Source organism: uncultured Sphingomonas sp. (assembly GCF_913777625.1).
Lineage (GTDB): Bacteria > Pseudomonadota > Alphaproteobacteria > Sphingomonadales > Sphingomonadaceae > Sphingomonas.
On record NZ_CAJYTI010000007.1, the window covers coordinates 20008 to 40778 of the forward strand.

The 20771-nt window shown below is 68.0% G+C and carries 20 protein-coding genes; 6 read left to right on the forward strand and 14 right to left on the reverse strand.

Features of this window, described 5'->3' with window-relative positions:
- Positions 1-27 precede the first annotated feature (27 nt).
- Positions 28-2673, forward strand: coding sequence for a TonB-dependent receptor (locus tag QZ814_RS03570; protein ID WP_294329719.1), 2646 nt, complete (start codon positions 28-30; stop codon positions 2671-2673).
- Here the strand turns inward: QZ814_RS03570 and QZ814_RS03575 are convergent, their stop codons facing one another.
- From QZ814_RS03575 to miaA, 6 genes are all read right to left on the reverse strand, one after another.
- Positions 2674-3273: a TMEM175 family protein gene (locus QZ814_RS03575; RefSeq protein WP_294329720.1), complete on the reverse strand. Its 600-nt coding sequence runs from the start codon at positions 3271-3273 to the stop codon at positions 2674-2676. It lies immediately after the preceding gene.
- A 187-nt stretch (positions 3274-3460) separates the two neighbouring features.
- Positions 3461-4060, reverse strand: coding sequence for a YceI family protein (locus tag QZ814_RS03580; RefSeq protein ID WP_294329721.1), 600 nt, complete (start codon positions 4058-4060; stop codon positions 3461-3463).
- A gap of 96 nt (positions 4061-4156) precedes the next feature.
- On the reverse strand, positions 4157-5176 hold the full coding sequence (ilvC, locus tag QZ814_RS03585; RefSeq protein WP_294329722.1) for a ketol-acid reductoisomerase: 1020 nt from the start codon (positions 5174-5176) through the stop codon (positions 4157-4159).
- Between the two features lie 50 nt (positions 5177-5226).
- Positions 5227-5742, reverse strand: coding sequence for an acetolactate synthase small subunit (gene ilvN, locus QZ814_RS03590; protein ID WP_084581822.1), 516 nt, complete (start codon positions 5740-5742; stop codon positions 5227-5229).
- A 160-nt stretch (positions 5743-5902) separates the two neighbouring features.
- Complete coding sequence (locus tag QZ814_RS03595) at positions 5903-7648, reverse strand: acetolactate synthase 3 large subunit (RefSeq protein WP_294329723.1); 1746 nt, start codon at positions 7646-7648, stop codon at positions 5903-5905.
- Positions 7649-7738: 90 nt separating this feature from the next.
- A complete protein-coding gene (miaA, locus tag QZ814_RS03600; protein WP_294329724.1) occupies positions 7739-8671 on the reverse strand; it encodes a tRNA (adenosine(37)-N6)-dimethylallyltransferase MiaA in 933 nt (310 codons plus the stop codon).
- Here miaA and serB point away from each other — a divergent pair.
- Positions 8664-9542, forward strand: coding sequence for a phosphoserine phosphatase SerB (gene serB, locus QZ814_RS03605; RefSeq protein WP_294329725.1), 879 nt, complete (start codon positions 8664-8666; stop codon positions 9540-9542). The genes miaA and serB overlap by 8 nt on opposite strands.
- 4 nt (positions 9543-9546) lie before the next feature.
- Here serB and QZ814_RS03610 read toward each other — a convergent pair whose 3' ends face one another.
- Complete coding sequence (locus tag QZ814_RS03610; RefSeq protein ID WP_294329726.1) at positions 9547-10341, reverse strand: MipA/OmpV family protein; 795 nt, start codon at positions 10339-10341, stop codon at positions 9547-9549.
- 13 nt (positions 10342-10354) lie between these two features.
- Positions 10355-11293 carry an SPOR domain-containing protein gene (locus QZ814_RS03615; protein ID WP_294329727.1) on the reverse strand — a complete coding sequence of 313 codons (939 nt, stop codon included), beginning with the start codon at positions 11291-11293 and terminating at the stop codon, positions 10355-10357.
- 133 nt (positions 11294-11426) lie between these two features.
- Between QZ814_RS03615 and QZ814_RS03620 the strand changes: the two genes are divergently transcribed.
- The 3 genes from QZ814_RS03620 to QZ814_RS03630 are packed head-to-tail and all read left to right on the forward strand — an operon-like array spanning position 11427 to position 13722.
- Positions 11427-12140 carry a ParA family protein gene (locus QZ814_RS03620; protein WP_294329728.1) on the forward strand — a complete coding sequence of 238 codons (714 nt, stop codon included), beginning with the start codon at positions 11427-11429 and terminating at the stop codon, positions 12138-12140.
- A 5-nt stretch (positions 12141-12145) separates the two neighbouring features.
- Entirely contained in the window at positions 12146-12487 is a 342-nt protein-coding gene (locus QZ814_RS03625; protein WP_294329729.1) for a hypothetical protein, read from the forward strand.
- Positions 12484-13722, forward strand: coding sequence for a tetratricopeptide repeat protein (locus QZ814_RS03630; RefSeq protein WP_294329730.1), 1239 nt, complete (start codon positions 12484-12486; stop codon positions 13720-13722). Before QZ814_RS03625 ends, QZ814_RS03630 begins: the two co-directional genes overlap by 4 nt.
- 4 nt (positions 13723-13726) lie before the next feature.
- On the opposite strand, the gene QZ814_RS03635 is transcribed toward QZ814_RS03630, so the two are convergent.
- From QZ814_RS03635 to QZ814_RS03655, 5 genes are all read right to left on the reverse strand, one after another.
- Positions 13727-14947 carry a dihydroorotase gene (locus tag QZ814_RS03635; protein WP_294329731.1) on the reverse strand — a complete coding sequence of 407 codons (1221 nt, stop codon included), beginning with the start codon at positions 14945-14947 and terminating at the stop codon, positions 13727-13729.
- Positions 14944-15933 (reverse strand): aspartate carbamoyltransferase catalytic subunit, encoded by a 990-nt coding sequence (locus QZ814_RS03640; RefSeq protein WP_294329732.1) that lies wholly within the window; start codon positions 15931-15933, stop codon positions 14944-14946. Before QZ814_RS03640 ends, QZ814_RS03635 begins: the two co-directional genes overlap by 4 nt.
- 53 nt (positions 15934-15986) lie before the next feature.
- Positions 15987-17402, reverse strand: coding sequence for a flagellin (locus QZ814_RS03645; protein ID WP_294329733.1), 1416 nt, complete (start codon positions 17400-17402; stop codon positions 15987-15989).
- Between the two features lie 83 nt (positions 17403-17485).
- Complete coding sequence (gene ruvX / locus QZ814_RS03650; protein ID WP_294329734.1) at positions 17486-17947, reverse strand: Holliday junction resolvase RuvX; 462 nt, start codon at positions 17945-17947, stop codon at positions 17486-17488.
- A gap of 39 nt (positions 17948-17986) precedes the next feature.
- On the reverse strand, positions 17987-18448 hold the full coding sequence (locus QZ814_RS03655) for an Lrp/AsnC family transcriptional regulator (protein ID WP_294329735.1): 462 nt from the start codon (positions 18446-18448) through the stop codon (positions 17987-17989).
- A 125-nt stretch (positions 18449-18573) separates the two neighbouring features.
- Between QZ814_RS03655 and QZ814_RS03660 the strand changes: the two genes are divergently transcribed.
- Positions 18574-19635 carry a Glu/Leu/Phe/Val dehydrogenase dimerization domain-containing protein gene (locus QZ814_RS03660; protein ID WP_294329736.1) on the forward strand — a complete coding sequence of 354 codons (1062 nt, stop codon included), beginning with the start codon at positions 18574-18576 and terminating at the stop codon, positions 19633-19635.
- Here QZ814_RS03660 and QZ814_RS03665 read toward each other — a convergent pair whose 3' ends face one another.
- A complete protein-coding gene (locus QZ814_RS03665; RefSeq protein WP_294329737.1) occupies positions 19636-20748 on the reverse strand; it encodes a DUF3089 domain-containing protein in 1113 nt (370 codons plus the stop codon).
- Positions 20749-20771 lie beyond the last annotated feature (23 nt).

Genomic DNA, 20771 nt, shown 5'->3' on the forward strand with positions numbered 1-20771 from the left:
TCGGGGCGGCCAGGGAGAGCAAGGACCATGACGAAGGGCGATCTGCTCGGCGCGTCGGCAGTGATGCTGGCGCTGGCCGCACCTTATTCCGCAGCGGCACAGGACCGGCAGGGGGCCACACCCCCGGCGGCACAGGATCAGGGATATGTTTCGGCCAACGAGATCATCGTCACCGCCACCCGCCGCAACGAGACGGTGCAGGACGTGCCGGTGGCGATCACCGCGATCAGCCCGCAACTGCTGGAAAATGCCGGCGTCGACAATGTCCGGGACCTCGAACAGCTGGCGCCCTCGCTGCAATCCTCGACCGGCCAGTCCTCGGCGACCGGCACCACCATCTATATCCGCGGCATCACCACCGGCGGTGACAATCCGGGGTTCGAGCCGGCGGTGGGCGTGTTCATCGACGGCGTGTTCCGCTCGCGCTCGGGCGTCGCGATTTCGGAGCTGCCGGAGCTGGAGCGGGTGGAGATCCTGCGCGGGCCGCAGGGCACGCTGTTCGGCCGCAACACCTCGGCGGGCGCGCTCAGCATCTTCACCGCCCAGCCCAGGTTCGAGACCGGCGGCTATGTCGAGGCGGGCTATGGCAACTACAACGCCTATGAAGTGCGGGGCGCGGTGACCGGTCCGGTCGCCGACAAGATCGCGCTGCGGCTGGACGGCGCCTATCGCAAGCGCGACGGCTATATTGCGGACGCCAACAGCAACCGCGCGCTGAACGATCTCAATCGCTGGCTGGTGCGCGGGCAAGCGCTGTTCGATGGCGGCCCGGTGACCTTCCGGCTGATCGGCGACTATTACGAAACCGACGAGCATTGCTGCGGCGCGGTCTCGGTGGCGCGGGGGGCGCTCGCGCCGGTGATCCAGGGGATCGCGGCGGCGCAGGGCCTGACGGGGCTCTACACCGGCGCGCCGAGCGACCGCATCCAAGCCTTCTCGCCCAACCGCGACTATCGCGAGAAGGTGCGCGACTATGGCGTCTCGGGCGAGCTGAACTGGGATCTGGGCGGCGCCAAGCTGACCTCCATCACCGCGTATCGCCGCTGGCGGGTGCTGCGATCGCAGGACATCGACTATTCGGGCATCGATCGCGCCTATCGCGACGGCTATCGCAACCAGCTGACCGACTTCACCCAGGAAGTGCGGCTGCAGGGATCGGCGCTGGGCGGCAAGCTCGACTGGCTGGTCGGCGGCTTCTACCTCAACGAAAGCAACCGCCTGCGCGATACGGTGCGGACAGGCAACGACTCCAACCGCTATGTCGACTCGATCTTCTCGGCGCAGCTGCGGCCGCTGTTCGGCACGCCGGTGCAGTTCTACGGATCGCTGGGGGCAGGGGTGCCGACCTTCGGGCAGGTGCTGCTCAACCCCGCGGCACCGCCCGCCGCCTATGGCCAGCTCGCGCCGCTGGTGACGCTGTTCCGCGCCCAGGCCGGCACCGCGCCGATCCCGGGCATTCCGGTGGTGCCCGGCCTTGCCGCGCTCGCGCTCCAGCCGCTGCCGGGCAACATCCCCGGACAGGGCAACAACAATGATGATTTCCGGGTCAAGACCAACGCCTTCGCGCTGTTCACCCACAACATCGTCAACCTCACCGACAAGCTCTCGCTGACGCTCGGCGCGCGCTGGAACCACGAGACCAAGGACCTGACCGCCACGATCAACAGCACCACCGGCGCCTGCAGCTTCTTCAACCAGGCGCGGACCGGCAACGCAGCCGCAGCAGCGTACGCCAACATCCTCCGCCAGGTGCCGGGGCTGTTCAACAACCTGTTCCTGCTCAGCTGCAATCCGGCGGTGAACAGCGAGTTCAACGGCGCCTATGCCGACAAGCGCAGCGAGGACCAGCTGACCGGCACGGTGAAGCTCGCCTACAAGTTCAGCCCGCGCGTGCTCGGCTATGCGAGCTATGACCGCGGCTACAAGTCGGGCGGCTACAATCTCGACCAGGCGACGTTCGACTCCGTCCTGCTCGGCGGCAATGGGGCGCAGGCGGGCGACCTGCACTTCTCGAAGGAGACGGTGGACGCCTTCGAACTGGGGCTGAAGACGCAGTTCAGCCGCCAGTTCACCCTCAACCTCGCCGGCTTCTATTCGAAGTTCTACAATCTGCAGAGCCTGGTGTTCAGCGGCACCAACTTCGTGGTGCAGAACGTGCCGAAAACGACCAGCAAGGGCGTGGAGGCGGAGGCGACGCTCCAGCCGGCGCGGTCGCTGGTCTTCCAGCTGGGCTACAGCTTCATCGATGCGCGCTATGATGACGACGGCAGGAACTTCGCCGGCACGCCGCTGGTCGGCAAGGGCAATCTGCAGGTCGACAACCAGCCGCGCCACACGGTCACCGTCGCCGGCACCTGGACGCCGCCGATCGCGAAGGGGATCAACGGGCTGCTCCATGTCGACATGCGCTACAACAGCGAGGTCAACATCCCCTCCAGCCCACCGGACGCGAACGGCCGCAACATACTCTACAACCAGGGCTATCCGCTGATTTCGGCGGCGGTGGGCGTGCAGAGCCCCGACGGGCGGCGCAGCCTGACCTTCTGGGTGGAGAACCTCACCAACCAGTTCTACTACATCACCGGCTTCGGCGTCCCCGAGCAGAACGGCAATTATGCCGGCTATCCGGGCACGCCGCGCTTTTATGGGGTGCGGGCGAAGATCGGCTTCTGATCAGCGCCCGAACAGGCGGTCGAGCGGGCCGTCGGCGAGGCACCAGAGCAGCGCGACCAGCGCGGCGCAGGCCAGCCCTGCCGTCGGCGAAACCGTCGCGACCGCGAGGCCGCCGAGATAGAGCAGGCAGGCGACCGTGCCCTTGCGCAGCGTGCGGCGATGATAGGCGTGCGCGGCGGGGCTTTGCGCGCCGGTGCGGCGGATCACCCGCTGCAGCCAGTTATAGGCAAAGGACGGCAGCAGCATCACCAGCATGTAGAGCAGCGTCGCTTCGCGGCTGAAATGCTGCTCGCCGAGATACGCGGTGGCGAAGGGTACGAGCGACAGCGTGAACAGCAGCACGATGTTCGACCAGAGCAGCGCATTGCCGGCGCGGGTGGCGAACTGGAACAGCTTGTGATGGTTGACCCAGTAGATCGCCACATAGGCGTAGCTGAGCCCATAGGCGAGGAACACCGGCCATTGTCGCAGCAGGGCGCCGAGCCCTGGCAGTTCCGGTGCGTGCAGTTCCAGCACCATGATCGTGATGATGATGGCGATCACGCCATCGGAAAACGCCTCGACGCGCTTGGCACCGTCGCGGCCTTCCTGGTCCTGCATTCCGTCCTCCTGCCTGCCCCGTTGTTGGCGCAGGCAGGAGGCGGAGGCAACTAGACCAAGGGTTTAGTTGGTGGAGATGGACTGTTCTCCGCATCCGTCACCCCAGCGAAAGCCGGGGTCTCCCGCCACGTGCCGAACGGCGCGTGGAAGGAGATGCCAGCGTTCGCTGGCATGACGGGCGTGCGGATTACTTTGCCGAGAACGCCGCGTTGATGTGCAGCTTCACTTCGTCCGAGACGAAGGGGACGTACTTGTCCATGCCGAAGTCGCTGCGCTTGATCGTGGTGGTGGCTTCGAAGCCGAAGTTCAGCTTCTTCATCATCGGGTTGGTGCCTGCGCCGACCAGCGTGGTGTCGAGCGTGACGGGCTTGGTGACGCCGTGCAGCGTCAGGTCGCCGGTGATCTGCGCCTTGGTGCCGCTCACCACGACCTTGGTCGAGACGAAGCGGATCGTCGGATACTTGGCCGCGTCGAAGAAGTCCGGCGAAGCGAGGTGCTTGTCGAGCGCCGCGACGGTGGTGACGATGCCGCTGGTCGGGATGGTGATGTCGAGCTTGGCGTCGTTCGGCTTGGCCGGGTCGATGGTCAGCGAGCCGGTGGTGCCGCCCACCTGGCCGGTGAACTGGCTGAAGCCGAAATGGTTGACGGTGAAGTCGACCTGGGTGTGGCCGGTATCGACCGCATAGGTGCCGGCGGGAACGCGGGCAGCGTCGGCCTGGCCGGGCAGTTCCTGGGCGAAAGCGACCGGGGCGGCCGCGAAAAGGGCGAGAGCAAGGAGAGCGCGCATGGATGTTCCCTTCGGGTGGTTGCGTCGCTCCCGTAATGAGGCCGCCGGCCGCGCATTGCTAGTGCGCAGCCGGCAACCCAAGGTTTCCGTGTCTGATCAGTTCTTCGACTGATCGACCAGCTTGTTCGCGCCGATCCACGGCATCATCGCGCGCAGCTCGCTGCCGACCTGCTCGATCTGGTGGCGCTTGGCGGCGATGCGGCTGGCCTTCAGCTCGGGCTGGCCGGCGCGGTTGTCGAGCACGAAGTCCTTGACGAAGCGGCCCGACTGGATGTCCGCCAGCACGCGCTTCATTTCCTTCTTGGTCTCTTCGGTGATGATGCGCGGGCCGGTCTTGATGTCGCCATATTCGGCTGTGTTCGAGATCGAGTAGCGCATGTTGGCGATGCCGCCCTCATACATCAGGTCGACGATCAGCTTGAGTTCGTGGAGGCACTCGAAATAGGCCATTTCGGGGGCATAGCCCGCCTCGACCAGCGTCTCGAAGCCGGCCTGGACCAGCGCGGTCGCGCCGCCGCACAGCACGGCCTGCTCGCCGAACAGATCGGTTTCGCACTCTTCGCGGAAGTTGGTCTCGATAATGCCCGAACGACCGCCGCCGACGCCCGAAGCGTACGCAAGCGCCACGTCATGCGCATTGCCCGAGGCATCCTGGTGCACCGCGATCAGGCAGGGCACGCCGCCGCCGCGCACATATTCGCTGCGCACGGTGTGGCCGGGGCCCTTCGGCGCGATCATGATCACGTCGATGTCCTTGGGCGCCTCGATCAGGCCGAAATGGATGTTGAGGCCGTGGGCGAAGGCGAGCGCTGCGCCCGGCTTCAGATTGCCCTTGAGGTCGTTCTCGTAGATCGCGGCCTGGTGCTCGTCGGGCGCGAGGATCATCAGGATGTCGGCCCAGGCCGCCGCTTCCTTGTTCGGCAGCACCTTGAAGCCGGCGGCTTCCGCCTTGGCGGCCGAGGCCGAACCCGGGCGGAGCGCGATCGCGACGTCCTTGACGCCCGAATCGCGCAGATTCTGCGCATGGGCATGGCCCTGGCTGCCATAGCCGAGGATGGCGATCTTCTTGTCGGTGATCAGGTTCAGATCGGCGTCGCGATCATAATAGACACGCATGGTGGTATTCTTCCCTTTCAAATCTGCGGTGCGCGGATGCGCGGAAAATGTCAGGCCGGCTCTCGGCCGCGCGAGATCGCGACGATACCGGTGCGGGCGACTTCAATCAGCCCCACTTCGCGCATCAACTCGACGAACTTGTCGATCTTGTCGATCGTGCCGGTCACTTCGAACACGAAGCTGGAGATCGTCGCATCGACCACGCGGGCGCGGTACACTTCGGCGAGGCGCAGCGCCTCGATCCGGTGATCGCCAGTGCCGACCACCTTCACCAGCGCCAGCTCGCGCTCGACATGCTCGCCCTTGGTGGTCAGGTCGACCACCTTGTGCACCGGCACCAGCCGCTCCAGCTGGGCGATGATCTGCTCCATCACCGGGGCCGAGGCAAAGGTGACGATGGTGATCCGGCTGATCAGATCGTCGTCGCTGATCTCGGACACGGTGAGCGACGAGATATTGTAGCCGCGTGCCGTGAACAGGCCGGCGATCCGCGCGAGGATGCCGGGCTCGTTATCGACGATGACCGCCAGCGTGTGGCGCTCGATGGCTTCTTCCTTGATGTGCATCGTTACCTCTTTGATCCTCCCCGGAACGGGGAGGGGGACCGGCGCGAAGCGACGGTGGAGGGGGCTCTCCGCGGGCTAGTCGCTTGTGGAGGCCCCCCTCCACCACGGCCTGCGGCCGCGGTCCCCCTCCCCGTGCCGGGGAGGATTGTTTCCTGTACCATCAAACCAGCGCTTTGGCCTCGTCGTCCATCTCGCCGGAGACTTCGCTCGCCTGGAGCAGCATCTCGGTGTGCGCCGCGCCGCTCGGGATCATCGGGAAGCAGTTGGCCAGCTTCGCCACGCGGCAATCGACCAGCACCGGGCCGTCATGGTCGAGCATCGCCTGGATGCCGTCGTCCAGCTCCGCGCGCGTCTCGATGCGGATGCCCTTCCAGCCATAGGCTTCGGCCAGCTTCACGAAGTCGGGCAGCGCATCCGAATAGCTCTCCGAATAGCGCGACTGGTAGGTCAGCTCCTGCCACTGGCGTACCATGCCCATATATTCGTTGTTGAGGATGAAGATCTTCACCGGCAGGCGGTACTGGGTCGCGGTCGCCAGTTCCTGGATGTTCATCTGGATCGAGGCTTCGCCGGCGATATCGATGACGAGCGCGTCCGGATTGCCCAGCTGCGCACCGATCGCGGCGGGCAGGCCATAGCCCATCGTGCCGAGGCCGCCGCTGGTCAGCCACTTGTTGGGCGCCTCGAAGCCGAAATGCTGGGCTGCCCACATCTGGTGCTGGCCGACCTCGGTGGTGATGATCGGCGCGCGCGACTTGGTCGCCTCGTACAGCGCACGGATCGCCCGCTGCGGCATGATCGTCTCGCCCGCCTCGGGGAAGTCGAGGCAGCGGCGCGCGCGCCAGCCCTGGATGCGGCTCCACCATTCGGCGAGATCGGGCTTGGGGTGGCCGCGCGCCTTCCAGCTCTCCACCATCGCGTCGAGCGCCCGCGCGCAGTCCGCAATGATCGGCAAATCGACGCGGACATTCTTGTTCACGCTGGAGCGATCGATGTCGATGTGAACCTTGCGGCTGTTCGGCGCGAAGGCATCCAGCCGCCCGGTGACGCGATCGTCGAAGCGCGATCCGACCGCGATGATCAGGTCGGCCTGGTTCATCGCCATGTTGGCCTCGTAGGTGCCGTGCATGCCGAGCATGCCCAGCCACTGGTCCGACGAGGCGGGCAGGGCGCCCAGGCCCATCAGCGTCGAGGTGACCGGCGCGCCGGTGAGTGCCGCCAGCTCGCGCAGCAGCCGCGTGGCTTCGGGGCCCGAATTGATGATGCCGCCGCCGGTATAGAAGATCGGGCGTTCTGCGGCGGCGAGCATGTCGACCGCTTCCTGGATCTTGGCCGCATCGGGTTCGGTGGTCGGGCGATAGGTCTTGTGCTGGATCGGGCCCGGCGCCTCGTAGCGCGCGGTGGCGACCTGGACGTCCTTGGGGATGTCGATCACCACCGGACCGGGGCGGCCCGAGGTGGCGATGTGGAACGCCTCATGGACGGTCGCGCCCAGCAGTTCGGGCCGCTTCACCAGGTAATTATGCTTGGTGCAGTGGCGGGTGATGCCGACCGTGTCCGCTTCCTGGAAGGCATCGGTGCCGATCAGCGCGGTGGGAACCTGGCCGGTGATGACGACCATCGGGATCGAATCCATCAGCGCGTCGGTGATGCCGGTGATCGCGTTGGTCGCGCCCGGGCCCGAGGTGACGAGGACGACGCCCGGCTTGCCGGTCGAGCGGGCATAGCCCTCGGCGGCGTGGGTGGCGGCCTGTTCGTGGCGGACCAGGATGTGCTTGATCCGGTCCTGCTTGAACAGGGCGTCATAGATCGGAAGCACGGCACCGCCCGGATAGCCGAACACGACTTCCACCCCGAGGTCGGTCAATGCCTCGATCAGGATGTCTGCGCCGCTCTTCTCGGTCACCTTTGCCTCCACGCAATCAAAAATGGTGTACAGAACGGACAATGCCGTCGGAGTGGCGCTGCTACCCGCACGAAAATGATGCGTCAACCCCTAAGGAAATAATTTCCTTTCAATTTGGCTCAGGTTTGTGTATGTATCTGTCTCCGTCGTCACCTCCCATCCCCCGGGAGGCTGGCGGCGGAACCAGGTGTACTGGCGCTTGGCATATTGGCGGGTGGCGGTGGCCCCCGCGGCGAGCGCCCTATCCGCGCTCCATGCGCCGCGCAGGACTCTGCCGATTTCCTCTACGCCGATCGCGCGCAGCACGGGCGCGTCGGACGGGATATCGGTTCGCGCGAGCAGTGTGCGGACCTCCTCTTCGGCGGTCGCCAGCATCGTGCCGAAGCGGCGGTCGATCCGTTCACCGAGCCAGTCCCGGTCGGGCAGCAGGATCAGCGGCGCAAGGTGGACGCTGTCGCCGATCCCGCCCTCGCGCCGATCCTGCCAGTCGGCGAGGGTGCGGCCGGTGGAGCGGATCACCTCCAGCGCGCGGGCGACGCGGGTGGTGTCGGTGGCGTTGAGCCGCGCCGCCGCGGCCGGGTCGGCGAGGGTGAGGGCGGCATGGGCCTCGGCGACGGGGAGCGCGCGGACCTCGGCGCGGATCGCGGGGTCGATTTCCGGGATCGGCGCGATGCCGTCGATCAGCGTGCGCAGGTAGAGGCCGGTGCCGCCGACCAGGATCGGCAGGCGATCCTCGGCATGGGCCTCGGCGATCGCGGCGCGCGCCTCGGCGGCCCAGCGGGCGGCGGAACACGCTTCGGCGCCGTCGATATGGCCGAACAGCCGGTGGGGGGCGCGGGCTTCCTCTTCTTGCGACGGGCGGGCGGTGAGAATGCGGAGATCGGCATAGACCTGCATCGAATCCGCGTTGATCACGGTGCCGCGATGCTTTTCGGCGAGCGCGAGCGCCAGCGCAGACTTGCCGCTGGCCGTCGGCCCTGCAATGAGCGCCACGCGCGGTAGCCCAGGGGAAATCATGTTCATTGCGACGCTGATAGCAGCCGAATCGATCGTCGAACGCGATATTTTGGATGCGATCGGGAAGATGCATCCGCTCTGCGAGGTCCGCAGCTGGAATTGGCTCGATGAGGGTCGGGCTGCCGACATCCATTTCGCGGAAGATCCAGATTGGGCAGCCGGTGTCCTGGCGCCGCATTTCGACCGGACCGATCTGGTCATCCAGCCCGCAGCACACCGCGAGAAGAAGCTGCTCGTCGCCGACATGGATTCGACGATGATCACCGTCGAATGCATCGACGAACTCGCCGACTATGCCGGCATCAAGCCGCAGATCGCCGAGGTGACCGAGCGGGCGATGCGCGGCGAGCTGGATTTCGCCGCCGCGCTCGATGCCCGCGTCGCGTTGCTCAAGGGACTTTCGGAGAGCGCCATCGACCAGTGCCTGGAAGAACGCGTGCGGCTGATGCCCGGCGCCGAAGCGCTGGTGAAGACGATGCGGGCGCGCGGAGCCCATACCATCCTCGTGTCCGGCGGCTTCACCCGCTTTGCCGAGCCGGTCGGTACCCGCATCGGCTTCGACCGGCGCATCGCCAATGTGCTCGAGATCGAGGACGGCAAGCTCACCGGCACGGTCACCAAGCCCATCGTCGACAGCAGCACCAAGGAAACCACCCTGCTCGGCGCGATGGCGGAGCTGGGCCTCGCGCCCGAGCAGACCATGGCGGTGGGCGACGGCGCCAACGACCTGGCGATGATCCGCAAGGCGGGGCTCGGCGTCGCTTATCATGCCAAGCCGATCGTGGCGGCTGCGGCAGGCGCGCGGATCGATCATGGCGACCTGACGGCGCTGCTCTATGCCCAGGGCATCGCCCGCGCCGAGTGGGTCACCGCCTGAGGACTTAGCGGACCCCGCGCCCGAAAGTGTAGCTGAGCGCGAGGCCGCCCGAGAACTGGTTCTTCGATCCCAGCCGCTGGGTGATCGGCGAGCGGGCGGCGTCGCCGGTCAGCCGGTCATAGGCGAGGTAGCTGTATAGGCCCCAGCGCGGGGTCAGCTGGCGCAAGCCCGTCGCCGCGAGGCCGACGCTGTGCACGGGATTGTCACCGACCCGGTACACCGGGATGCCGACCGCGGCCGCATCGCGCTGGCTCACGCCGAAATAGGCACGCCGGTACTTTGTGTCCGAGAGCATCACTCGCGGGCCCACCGCCAGCAGCCAGCGATCGCCATCGCGCTGGACATAGTCCAGCCCCACAAAGCCGACGGCGCCTTCGTGCCCGTTCACCCCCTGGCGGAGCTCGCCATAGGCGCGCAGCTGCGGCACCAGATAATAGCCGACGAAGACGCCGGGCTCGACGGTGAAGCCGACCTTGGTCAGGTCCGCGCCGGCGCGCTTGCGGGTGCGAGCGCTTTGCAGGCCCACGGCGATGCCTGCCTCGAGGCCGTCACGGTGATACAGCGTGACGTTGGGGCTTTCGTCGGCCGCTTCATAGTCGAACTGGGCAGATCCGCGCGCGCTCGCGAAATCGAACAGCGGCCGCACCGCGTTGTGATCGGCGCCGGGGTAGCTGGGCACCACCTGCGCGCCAATGGCGACGCGCGTGCGCCGCGGCCCGTCATCCTCCTCGCCCGATTGCGCATGGGCGGGCAGCGCGAAGGCGAACAGGGCGCCGGCGACGAGAATGTGGCGTTGCATGGTGGATCTCCCTCTATCGCTGGACTGCCATGCAGGGCTTGATCGCGCCACAGGCTTTTTCGGCGTCCGCCTTGGTGGCGAACGGCCCGACCAGCAGCCGGGTGAGCGCGCCCGACTTGGGATAGAAGGCCTGGCGGCCGGGAAAGCGCGGGCGGACCTGGCCCCAGAGCTTCTCGGCATTGCCCGGGGTGGCGAAGGCGCCGAGCTGCAGCCGCCACGGGCCGGCGGCCCCTGCGGACGCAACTGCCGGCTTGGCCGGATCGGCACGCGGCGGGCGCGGCATGCGGGCGGAGGAGCGCGCGGGCTGCGCGGTGTCGAGGGTGGCGTCGGCACTGAGCGCCGGGCCCCGCGCCGGCGCGCTTCCGGCGGGCGCGGATGCATGCTCGTCCTTCGCGTAGCGGCTCGCCAGCGTCTTGCCCGCCTGACGATCGGCGAGGGGGATATACTGGTCCATCTGCTCCAGCGTGCGCGTCGCGGCGTCGAGCCCGCCCGCCGAGGCGCGCAGCATCAGCGCATAGGCGCGCACCCAGTTCTTCGCGACCCCGTCGCCGTTGAACAGCATCACGCCCAGCAGATATTGCGCGCGGGGCTCGCCATGCGCCACGGCGCGTTCGAGCCACGGCACCGCTTCCTCGCGCTTGCCGTTCTCGAACAGCAGCATGCCGTAGTTCGCCTCGCCCAGCTCGTGCCCGTGCAGCGCGGCCAGGCGATACCATTTCTCCGCCTCGGCTAGGTCGACGGGTACGCCGCGGCCCAGCTTGTAGATCTGGCCGATATTGTACTGCGCGTCGGCGTCGCCCTTGTCGGCCGCCCGGCGCCAGGCCTGCATCGCGGCGGCATAGTCGCCGCGGTTATAGGCCTCCACCCCGGCCTGCACCGCCGCGTTCTGCGCCGAGGCGGGGGCAGACAGGCCGAGGCTCGCCAGGAGCAACAGGGCGGCAGGTAGGCGCATGACGAATCCCCCTCTTGGTCGGTCGTTCCGACGCGAGCGCCGTGGCTTAGCGAGTTCCGTGCGCTGCGTTAACTCGATCTTATCCGCACCCGTGCCAAGCAGACGGGCGGTTTCGTAGATGTCGAGAGGGTAGATGCGCGTCCTGGCGCTGGCTTCGCAAAAAGGTGGATCGGGCAAGACGACCTTGTCCGGCCATCTCGCGGTGCAGGCGCAGCGGAGCGGCGCCGGGCCGGTGGCGATGATCGATCTGGATCCGCAGGCCTCGCTCACCGATTGGTGGAACGAGCGCGAGGCCGAACTGCCGGCGCTGGCACAGACCAGCGTGGCGCGGCTCGCTGCCGATATCGAGGTGCTGCGCCAGCAGGGCTTCAAGCTGGTGGTGATCGATACCCCGCCCGCCATCACCCAGGCGATTCTCACCGTCGTTCAGCTCGCCGAGCTGATCGTCATCCCCACGCGCCCCAGCCCGCATGACCTGCGCGCCGTGGGCGCAACGGTGGAGCTTTGCGAGCGCGCCCACAAGCCGCTGCTGTTCGTGGTCAACGCGGCCACCCAGAACGCCCGGATCACCACCGAGGCGGCGCTGGCGCTGTCGCAGCACGGCACGGTCGCGCCGATCATGCTCCACCACCGCACCGATTTCGCCGCCTCGATGATCGACGGGCGGACGGTGATGGAGGTCGATGCCAAAAGCAAGTCGGCCGCCGAGGTCGAGAGCCTGTGGAGCTATGTCTCGGACCGGCTCGAGAAGAATTTCCGCCGCACCGTGTTCGCGGCGCCGGCTGCTGCGGCTCCGTTCGCGGCGGCGCGCCCCGCCGGCGGCTTCGGTCGCCGGGTGGTAAGCTGATCGCGATGCGCGACACTTCCAAGCCGACGGCCGCGCTGAGCGCGGGCCTGCTCGCCCGCAAGGGGCTGGCGCGCAAGTCGGCGCTCGCCCTCGGTGCGGCGGCGGCGCGGCCCGATGCGCTGGCGCAGCATCTCGCCCACACCGCCCGCGCGACCAAGGAAAAAGCGGCGTTCACGCTGCGGCTCGATCCGGCGCGGCGTCTTCGGCTGCGACTGGCCGCTGCCGTCACCGGGCGCTCGGCCCAGCAACTGGTGACCGAGGCGATCGACACGATGCTGGCCGAGATGGCCGAACTGGAACCGCTCGCGCATCACCTTGCTGCGACGGAGGGACGGGAATGCCTATGACGTCGCGTACACTGCTTACGATCGGCGCGGCACTGCTTGCGCTCGGCGGCACCGCCGCCACCGGGGTGGTGGTGCATGGCGCGGCTTTCGCCAGCGTCGCGCCCAACGCCAAGAAAGCCGCGCACGCTGCGCGCGCCGCCCAGAAGGCGCTCGCCGCCCGAAAGGCCGATATGGCGGTCGCCCGTGCCGAGGAGGCGGTGGCGAACGACCCGCAGCGTGCCGATTATCGCGCGCTGCTCGGCCAGGCCTATCTGCTCGCCGGCCGCTTCACTGCCGCCGCACAGGCGCTGCGCGATTCGCTGGCGCTCGATCCGGACAATGGCCGCGTCGCGCTCAACCTGGCGCTGGCGAGCATCGGTACCGGCGACTGGGCCGGTGCCCGCACGCTGCTCCAGACCCACGCCGCGCAGATCCCGGCGACCGATCGCGGTCTTGCTACCGCGCTTGCCGGGGATCCGGGCGCGGCCGTCGAGATCCTGGCGCCCGCCGTCCGCACGTCGGAAGCAACCGCGCGCACCCGGCAGAATCTGGCGCTGGCGCTCGCGCTGGCGGGGCGCTGGGGCGAGGCCAAGGCCGTCGCCGCGATGGATGTGGCGCCCGACCAGCTCAATGCGCGGATGCTGCAATGGGCGAACTTCGCCCGGCCGGCCAATGCCTATGATCAGGTGGCGGCATTGCTCGGCGTGCGGGCGGTGCAGGATCCCGGCCAGCCGGCGGTGCTGGCATTGGCCAGGCAGCCGGCGCTGGTAGCGATGGCACCGGAACCCCAGCCCGAGCCCACCGCGACGCCCATGCCCCAACTAACGCCGGAGCCGATCGCGGCGCCCGAGCCTGCGCCGGTCGCCAAGCCTGCTCCGGCCACGCGGCCCGCGCCGGTACGTGTCGCAGCCCTCAAGCCTGCCCCCACAAAGGCCGCGCCGGTGCGGGCGGCCAGCGGCCCCTATGTCGTCCAGCTCGGCGCCTTCGCCAATGCCGGTGTCGCCCGCGACGCCTGGCAGAAGCTGAGCGGCCGGGTTGCGGCCCTGAACGGTCTCAAGCCCCAGGGGGCAGCGGCGCCCGTCACCGGCGTGGCGACCTATCGCCTGTCGGTCGGCGGCTTCGCGCGCAACGATGCCGACGCGCTGTGCCGCGCGGTGAAGACCGGTGGCGGCACCTGCTTCGTCCGGCTGGCGTCGGGCGACGCGGTGGCGAGCTGGTACAAGCCCGCGTCCCGCGTCGGCCTCGCAGCGCGCTGATCGCTCAGACCAGCGTGCCGCCCTTGTAGAGCTGCAGCACGCGGCCCTGGGTGGGCAGGCGATCGAATGGCGTGTTGCCGGCGCGCGCGTTCATCTTGCGCGCATCGATCACCCAGGGCGTTTCCGGATCGAGCACGATCAGGTCGGCCGGCAGTCCGGGCGTCAGCGCGCCGCTGTCCAGCCCCAGGATCTTCGCCGGATTGGCGGCGAGCAGGGTGAACAGCTTGTCGAGGCTGATCTTGCCGTCGCGCACCAGGGTCAGCGACAGGGCGAGCAGCGTCTCGGCTCCCGCCATGCCCGGCTCGGCATCGGCGAAGGGGAGGCGCTTCGCCTCGGGGCCGCGGGGATCGTGGCCGGAGGCGATCACGTCGATCGTCCCGTCCGCCACCGCCGCGAGCGCCGCCTGCCGGTCGCTTTCGTCGCGCAGCGGCGGCGAGAGGCGGGCGAAGGTGCGGAAGTCGCTGATCGCAATGTCCGACAGCAGCAGGTGGGCGGGCGTGATGCCGCAGGTCACGTGCACACCCCGACGCTTGGCCGCACGGATCAAGTCGAAGCCGGCCGCCGTCGTCACCTGGCGGAAGTGGACCTTGGCGCCGGTTTCCTCGGCCAGCATCAGGTCGCGGGCGATGGCGAGCGCCTCGGCGATCGCGGGTGCGCTCGGCAGGCCGAGTCGGGCGGCGGTCTCGCCGGCGGTCGCGACGGTGCCGTCGGCCAGCCCGCCATCCTCGGCATGGGTGACGACGGTGAGGTTCAGGTCGCGTGCGTAGAGCAGCGCCTTGCGCATCGTGCCGGCATTGGCGATCCAGCGCCGCCCGGTCGCAATGGCGCGGGCACCGGCGGAGGCGTTGATCGCGATCTCGGCGAGGTCGACGCCCGCCAGTCCGCGCGTGGCAGCGGCGAGGGGGTGCACCCAAAGTTCGGGCTTGCCTGAAACGGCGGCACGGCGGACGATGCCCGGATCGTCGAGCACCGGCGACTGGTCCGGCATCAGGCCGACGCGGGCGATCCCGCCGAAACGGCAGGCGCCCTTGTCGACGGCGAATACGCCCAGATCGATCAGCGCAGGTGCAAGTATCTTGCCGGTGACATCGACGATCTCGGCATCGGCAGGGGCTTCGACCTGGCCGACGGCAGCGATGGTGTCGCCCTGGACGAGCAGGTCGCCCTTCGAGATGCCGCCCTTGGGGCAGACCAATTGCGCGTTGCGGAAGAGGATGCTGCTCATGCCCAGCCCTCCACGCCGCGGGCGCGCCGGGTGAGCACGTCGAGGCACGCCATGCGGACCGCCACGCCCATCTCCACCTGTTCGGTGATCGCGCTGCGCTCCGGATGATCGGCGACGATCGAATCGATCTCGACGCCGCGGTTCATGGGACCAGGGTGCATCACCAGCGCATCGGGCTTGGCCCGGGCGAGGCGTTCGGGGGTGAGGCCGTAGCGCATGTGGAACTCGCGAGTCGAAGGGATGTAGCCGCCGTCCATCCGCTCGTTCTGGACGCGGAGCATCATCACCACGTCGGCGCCTTCCAGCGCGGCGTCGAAATCGGTGAAGGGGGTGACGAACATCCGGTCCATCGCGGGCGGCATCAGCGTCGAGGGCGCGACCACGCGCACCTCGGCGGCGAGCGCGGTGAGCGCCAGGATGTTCGACCGGGCAACGCGGCTGTGGAGGATGTCGCCGCAAATCACCACCCGTTGACCTGCCACCTGGCCTCGACGTCTCCGGATGGTGAGGGCGTCGAGCAGCGCTTGCGTGGGATGCTCGTGCCAGCCGTCGCCGGCGTTGAGCACCGGGCAGTCGACCTTGTCGGCGATCAGCCGCACCGCGCCCGAACTGGCGTGGCGGATCACGATCACGTCGGCGCGCATCGCGTTCAGGGTGACGGCGGTGTCGATCAGCGTCTCGCCCTTCTTCACGCTGCTCTGCGCGGCGTGCATGTTGACGACGTCGGCGCCGAGCCGCTTGCCGGCGATCTCGAACGACAGGAGCGTGCGCGTCGAGTTCTCGAAAAAGGCGTTGATCTGGGTGAGGCCCTCGAGGCGCTTGTCGCTCTTGGCGCGGCTGCGGTTGGCCTCGACCCATTGTTCCGCCTCGTCGAGCAGGAACATGATCTCGTGCGGCTGGAGTCCCGAAATGCCGGTGAGGTGCCGGTGCGGGAAAACGGCGCTGCCCTGTATCTGGGCACCGGGGCGATGATCGGAGGTCTGCATTAAAGCCGCCGCCTAGAGGGGCGACGGCCGGGAGGCAAGGCCGCGACTCTTGATCAGGCGACCTTGTCGAACAGAGACAGGATGATCTTGGGCTGGTCGTTGGCAATCGACAGCGCCTTGGCAGCGAGCTGCTGCTTGATCTGCGCGGCCTGGAGCGCGGCCCACTCCTTCGCTAGATCGGCGTCGACCAGATTGCCGACGGCGCCGTCGAGTACGTCGCCAAGCTTGGAGTTGAACGACGCGGCGCCGTCCAAGGCACGCGCCTTGCTGCCGAAATGGCTGAGCGCCGATTGGATCTGACTCTGGGCCCACGTCACCCTATCGACGATCGTGCTGACGTCGGCCCCATCGAGCGAGTCCAGGCCGAGGCCCTGCGCGGTGATGTCGCGAGAGCGCACGGTCGATTTGTCGCCGGTGAGGCTGGTGGTCACGTCGTAGTCGAAGGTATCGTAGCGCATGTCCGGGCCGTTGAGCGTCGTCGTGATGGTTGGCGTCACGATCGGGCTGCCGATCGGGCTCAAGGCCATCCCGGTGACTGCCCATGCCGTACCGGGCGCGGCGCCGCCATCGTTGAACCGGAAGGTCAATGGTCCCTTGGCAGGATCATAATCGAAACTGACCACCTGCTTGCCGCTCACGGCTGTCGCTAGTCCGACCGCCCCGCCTCCGGCGGCATAGGACTGGCCGGTGGCAGCGATCCGCGTGCCATTCTGCAGCACCTCCATAGTATCGCCGATGCCGAACGCGTCGAAAGCGACGTCTATCCGCCCTGCCTGCCCACCCGGACTATAGCTGAAGGTGGCCGCGGCGTTTTGTACGGTGGCCGGTTGAAGTTGCATCGCTGTTTCCGGATCGAGCGACGCAGGCGGCGGCGTCGCCACATCGGCGGGGAGGGACGTGTCGAGTTCGATGCCAGACTGGTTGGTGCCGAAGGTGCTGCCGATGATGGCTTGCGACGTGTTTTTGGGCAGGGCCGTCATATAGGCGAACATGGGCAGCGGTTGGCTGCCTGTCATTCTGATTTCCGTCCTGGTGCTGAAATGTGGGGTCAGGCGGCCGGCGAGCATGTTGGTGCCGTTGAAGTCGGCCGACTTGGCGACGGTGTCGATCTGCGAGACCAGCCCCTTGATGTCTTCGTAGATCGCGCTGCGGGCGCCGGTGTCCGTAATCCCGGTCAACCCGTACGCCCTCGACTTGATCTGGTTGACCAAGTCGCTGATACGCTCGGCGCCGCTGGCGGCGACGTCCAGCACCGAGCTCGCCCTTGCCATGTTCTGGCTGATCGCACGCCGCGCGCCGGCATCGCTGCGGAGGGATTGGGCGATGATGTAGCTCGCGCTGTCGTCCTTGGTGCCGTTCACCGTGCGGCCCGTGGTGATTCGCTGCTGGTGCAGTGTCACGTCGGCCGTGGCGTCATTCAGCGCCCGCACTGCCTGAGCAGCGGCCGTGTTGGTCAGAACTGAGAGCATATTCTATCTCCGTTTCCGTCCCACATCGGGTAGCGAAACGAAGTAAATGGAATGTCACCGCAACCGGGCTTTTTCTGATATATTCAAGTATTCACAAGCGCATCGATCGCGCCTTGCAGGATATAGGCGGCGGCCATCTTGTCGATCAGCTCGGCGCGCTTGGCGCGGCTGGCGTCCTGTTCGATTAGCGTGCGTTCCACGGCGACCGTGGACCAGCGTTCATCCCACATCAGGATCGGCAGCCCCATGTCCTCAACATTGCGGGCAAAGGCGCGCGTCGACTGGGTCCGCGGGCTGTCGGTGCCGTCGAGGTTGAGCGGCAGGCCGATTACCATGCCGACCACCTGCTGCGCGGCGATCAGCTCGGCGAGCGCGGCCTTGTCCTTGGTGAACTTGGAGCGCCGGATCAGCTGGGCGGGGCTCGCGAAGCTCCAGCCGGCATCGCAGAGCGCGGTGCCGATCGTCTTGGTGCCGACGTCGAGGCCGATCAGGCGGCCGCCCTGCGGCAGGGCGGCGCGGAAGTCGCTGGGGATGGTCGTGATCACCGCGCGGCTATAGGGCGTGGACGACGCCCATGCGAGGCCTCAGATCGGCAATTCGGTGGTCGACTTGATCTCGGACAGCGCCACCACCGAGTTGATTTCCTGGATGCCGGGCAATTTGCTCAGCTTCTCGAAGAAGAAGCGCTCATAGGCGTCGATATCCTCGGCGACGATGCGCAGCATGAAGTCGACCGTGCCCATCAGCACATAGGCATCGAGCACCTCGGGGAATCCCCGGATCGCGGTGCTGAACTCGTCGAGATTGGCGCGGCCATGCGCGTTCAGCTTCACCTGCGCGAAGATGTGCGCGTTGAGCCCCACCTTGCGCCGATCGACCAGCGCCACGCGCTTGCGGATCACACCCTCGCGTTCGAGCCGGTCGACCCGGCGCCAGCAGGGGGAGGGGGACAGGCCGATCCGCTCCGCCAGCTCGGCAGTGGTGAGGCTCGCGTCCTGCTGGAGTTCGCGGAGAATTTTGCGTTCATGCGGATCAAGATCGGTCATATATTGCGACTATAGAGGCGTATTGGGTAAAAATAACCCGAAAACATGCCTCTGGCGCCCCAACTAGGGCAAGCATCACCTCGTCACCCCTGCCACATTAGCCGCATCGAAAAGGGAGTTTCACGATGGTGGTGCGGGTGCAGGACGAGAGCCTGGTCGAAGAAGTGTTGATGCTGAAGGATGCCGAGGCCGGACTGGACGGCGTGATCGCGGTGCATTCCACCGTGCTCGGGCCGGGGGCGGGCGGGTGCCGCTTCTGGCACTATGCCGATGGCGAGGCCGCCTTTGCCGATGCGGTGCGGCTGGCCGAGGGGATGAGCTACAAGAACGCGCTGGCCGGCCTGCCGCTGGGCGGCGCCAAGGCGGTGCTGCGGCGGCCGGTGGGTGACTTCGATCGCGCGGCGTTGTTCCGCGCCTTTGGTCGGGCGGTGGCGCGGCTCGAGGGGCGCTATGTCACGGCAGAGGATGTCGGCACCGGCGTCGCGGACATGGAGGTGGTAGCCGGCGAGACGCGGCACGTTGCCGGACTGGTCCAGCGCCAGGGTCGGCCGGGCGGGGATCCGTCGCCGCATACCGCGCGCGGCGTGTTCGTGGCGATGGAGCATGCCGTGCGCCGCCGCCTGGGGCGCGAGCTGCGCGATTGCACGGTGGCGATCCAGGGCGTGGGACATGTCGGGAACGCGCTGGCGCAGTTGCTTCATACCGCAGGCGCGCGGCTGATCGTTGCGGATGTCGATTCGGAGCGGGTCGCGCGGGTGGCGGTGGAGACGGGCGCCGAGGTGGCGTCGAGCGCGCAGGTGCTGGCGGCGCGGGCGGACGTCTTCGCGCCCTGCGCGCTGGGCGAGGTGTTCCACGCCGAATCGGTCGACGCGGTGCGTGCGCCGGTGATCTGTGGCGCGGCGAACAACCAATTGGCGACCCCGCAGGATGGCGAACGACTCGCGCGGCGCGGCATCCTCTACGCCCCCGATTATGTCGTGAACGCCGGTGGCATCATCAACGTGGCGGGCGAGTATCTCGGCTGGGCGCCGGAGGAGGTAGCGGCCCGTGTCGAGGCGACGGGGTCGCGGCTCGCAGCGGTGCTCGACCATGCCGAAGCGCAGGGACTGGCTCCGCATGCAGCGGCGGACGCGCTCGCCCGCGCGGCGATCGCCGCGGGGCGGGTGAAGACACCGATCGCCGCCTGATCAGCCCCCGCGCTTCTCGAACGCCGCGAGCCGGCGCGCCGCATCCGCCCGGACATTGGCCCAGAACAGGCTGTAGTCGAACACGTGATAGTTGTTCCCCGGCAGCACATATTGGCCGAAGTCCGGCGGGGCGGCGCCGATCGTCAGGATGCCGCGCCCGTCGCAGCGGGCGGGCACGCGGCCAGGCTCCAGATGCGCCGACTGCAGGTGCAGGTCCGGGATCAGCGATCCGAGATTGGCGCTGGCGGGCGCCGAGTCGCCGGGCTTGCCGGTGATCGGGTTGGTGCACAGCATCTTGGTGCCCGCGCGCGGCTGGCCGGTGAAGCCGGTGGTCGCATCGAAGGTATCGACGATCAGTGCCGGATCGGCCGGCTCGGCGAAGCTCTGCCAGGAGAGGATGCAGCCGGCCTGGTCCGACCCTGAACAGGCGGGGAGGCCCATCTTGGGCAGGTCTGCGGTCAGGGACACCGGCCAGCCAACGACATAGGCGGCGACCACGCGCTCGGCGACCGGCGTGCCCGCGACGCGTTCCGCCAGCAGCCGCGCGAGATGGAGCGCGCCCTGGCTGTGCCCGGCGAGGATGATCGGCCGGTCGCCGGCCTCGTGCAGGAACTCCTCGAACGCCGCAGCGACGTCGCGATAGGCGAAGTCGAGCGCCTGCTGTGCCTGCGCCTTGCTGGTGAGGAAGGCGCCGAAGGTCGCCTGGCGGTAGCGCGGTGCCCAGATCGCGGCGCTGGCGTTGAAGGCGCTCGCCTGGCCGCGCAGGAACAGCTCGGCCCGGGCGTTGGCGTCCGGGTTGTCGAGCGGCGCGTTCCACTGCTTCGTATCGAGGAACGAGGTCGGGTGGATGAAGAACAGCGCTGCGCGCGGGTTCGCCGCGGGGCTCTCGCCGGCGGGCGTCCATAGCGCGGGGTTGCCCGGCTTGTCCGGCCGCGCGATCCACATTTCCGCCCTGGCATAGTCGCGCGGGGTGACCGGGGGCAGCGCGGCGACCTCGCCGGCGGGCACCATGAACTGGCGCATCAGCTGGATGCCGTAGAGCCGATAGGCGAACATGGAAGCAACGCCGAGCATGATCAGGATCGCAACCGCATAGAGAAATTTCCGGGCCAATCGGCCTCTCCATTGTGCAATGC